Source organism: Actinotalea sp. C106 (assembly GCF_023630195.1).
Lineage (GTDB): Bacteria > Actinomycetota > Actinomycetes > Actinomycetales > Cellulomonadaceae > Actinotalea.
The window spans coordinates 1-2,440 of the sequence record NZ_JALPKN010000385.1; the positions used below are offsets into that span (position 1 = coordinate 1).

Below are 2,440 nucleotides of genomic sequence, written 5' to 3' on the forward strand. Positions count from 1 at the left end.
CCTCGCTGCGGCGGCCAGCTCGGCCCTGCGGCGGGTCCCGAGACCGGCCCGGACCAGGCCCACCACCGCCGTGACGGTGATCGCGGCGAGCACGGTGCGCCGCAGGGCGTCGACGGCCAGCGCCCGGACGGCGACCTCGACGGTCGAGGCCGGGGAGCTGAAGAACTGGACGTAGCTCTCGAGGTCGCTCAGCAGGGCGTCCAGCGTGTCGACCCCCTGCAGCGCCGTGACCTCTCGGGGGATCTCCTGGACGACGACCCTCGCCCCCAGGGTGAACGGCATCGGCGAGTCCACGACCACCGTGCCCAGGGGACCGAGGTCGAGGGTCACGGCGTGGTCGAGAGTGACCTCGTAGCGAGCGGTGTGCGGCCCGAGCCCGGCGTCGGCACGCGCTGTCGAGATGCCCCAGGCCGCCGAGGGGAGCAGCACTGCCAGGACGACGAGGGTGCCGGTCGCCAGCCGTCGGAGCGACAGGCGCACCGGCCGTCGAGCGAGAGCGGCGAGGCGCTCGCGGACGGACGGCCGCACGGACGGGGTCGGCGGCTCGGGGGACGGCGTCGTCGTCGGGTCCATCAGTGCTCCTCCTCTCCCGTCCATCGGACACCTGGGTGCGCCCCTGGGAGGGCGTGTTCACCGTGGGCGAACACGCCGACCTCAGCCAGAGGGCCGGGCGTCCCCGCGACCCTAGGACCTCGTGCCGTGGTGGGCGAGACGTGCCCAGGGACACGCGGGGGCCAGGTCGGGGTGCGCGCCGCACCCTCTCCCGCCAGGCTGTCCCCGTGACGACTCTCCTGCTGCTCGGCGGCCTGGTCCTGCTCGTCGTCGGCGGTGAGGTCCTCGTCCGCGGAGCGAGCGGCCTCGCGAGGTCCTTCGGCCTGTCCCCCCTCGTCGTGGGACTCACCGTCGTGTCGTTCGCGACCTCGGCCCCCGAGCTCGCCGTGACCGTCCGCGCCAGTCTCGGTGGCAGCCCGGGGTTGGCTGTCGGGAACGTCGTCGGCTCGAACATCGCGAACGTCCTGCTGGTGCTCGGGGTCGCAGGTCTGATCCTCCCGCTCGCCGTGCGTCGTCCGGTGGTGCGGCGCGACGTCCCCGTTCTCATCGCTCTCTCGGGACTCTTCCTCCTGCTGAGCCTGAACGGCACGATCTCTCGGCTCGACGGAGCGGTCCTCCTGGCCCTGCTCATCGCCTACACCACGTGGGCCGTGGTGCGCAGCCGTCGCGGGCACGACGAGCCCAGCACCGACCTCCCCTCGGCCGGCCCACCGCCGCGGACCCTCGTCAGCGTGCTGCTCGTCGTCGGCGGCGTCGCCCTGCTGGTGGTGGGTGCGGGGTGGCTCGTGGACGGAGCCACCCGGGTGGCCACCAGCCTCGGCCTGAGCGAGATCGTCATCGGCCTGACGGTCGTGGCGGTCGGCACCTCCCTGCCCGAGCTCGCGACCTCGGTGATCGCGGCGGTCCGCGGGGACGTCGAGATGGCCGTCGGGAACGCAGTCGGCAGCTGCATCTTCAACATCGGTGCCGTGATGGGGATGGCCGCCATCCTCTCCCCCGGTGGCGTGCCCATCGAGCCGAGCGCCGTGCGCTTCGACCTGCCGGTGCTCCTGGCTGTCGCTTTGGCCCTGCTGCCGATCGTCTTCACCGGGTTCAGGGTCGAGCGCTGGGAAGCAGGCCTGTTCCTCGTGCTCTACGCCGCGTACGTGCTCTACCTGCTGCTCGACTCGGCAGGCCACGACGCCCTGCCCGCCTACAGCTCGGTGATGCTGCTGTTCGTCCTGCCGATCACGGCGCTCACCCTGGTCCTGCTGGCGACCTACGAGCTGGGCTTGCGGCGCGGACGAGAGTCGGGGTCGGTGGGAGAGGTCTGAGCCACCTCAGGCCGAGGCGGGGCCAGCCCCGGGAACGACTCAGGGCGTCCGACCGTGTGGTCGGACGCCCTGTTCGCGGTGGAGCTGAGGGGACTCGAACCCCTGACCCCCTGCATGCCATGCAGGTGCGCTACCAGCTGCGCCACAGCCCCGCTGCCCCGGAGGGCGAACTGCAGTCTAGGGGGAAGTCCGCGTGCTTTTCCAATCGCGGGCCGAGACGTGACCCACGCCACGGACCTGCGGCGAGGCTCAGGCCCGCAGTGCGTCCTCGGCACTGCTCGGCAGCCGGGCGCTCGCCGTCCCCTCGTTCCACTCGTCGGTCTGGACCGAGGGGCCGAGATCATGCCCTTCGAGCCGCCACGCGGGGTGCGCGTCGCCCGCCGAGGGCCGCAGGACCGCCCAGTGGGCGTTGTGCAGGCCGACGAGCCCACGCCAGGCCACCGGGTCCAGGCCGAGCAGGGCCGTCAGGCCGAGGGTGATCGCAGCACCGTGCGAGACGACCACGAGCGCCCCCGTCGCCGTCCGCGCCGCGTGGTCGGCGACGGCCTCCGCCATGCGCTCGGCCACCCGTGCCC

The 2,440-nt window shown here is 73.1% G+C and carries 2 protein-coding genes, 1 tRNA gene and 1 pseudogene; 1 reads left to right on the plus strand and 3 read right to left on the minus strand.

Annotation, left to right across the window (positions count from 1 at the left end):
• A pseudogene (locus tag L0B03_RS16650) lies at window positions 1-573 on the minus strand (metallophosphoesterase); the annotation flags it as partial.
• A gap of 206 nt (window positions 574-779) precedes the next feature.
• Between L0B03_RS16650 and L0B03_RS16655 the strand changes: the two are divergent.
• On the plus strand, window positions 780-1,865 hold the full coding sequence (locus L0B03_RS16655; RefSeq protein ID WP_250447954.1) for a calcium/sodium antiporter: 1,086 nt from the start codon (window positions 780-782) through the stop codon (window positions 1,863-1,865).
• A 79-nt stretch (window positions 1,866-1,944) separates the two neighbouring features.
• On the opposite strand, the gene L0B03_RS16660 is transcribed toward L0B03_RS16655, so the two are convergent.
• A tRNA-Ala gene (locus L0B03_RS16660) sits at window positions 1,945-2,017 on the minus strand.
• Between the two features lie 97 nt (window positions 2,018-2,114).
• Window positions 2,115-2,440: histidine phosphatase family protein (locus L0B03_RS16665; RefSeq protein WP_250447956.1), on the minus strand; the 326-nt coding region annotated here is incomplete at its 5' end.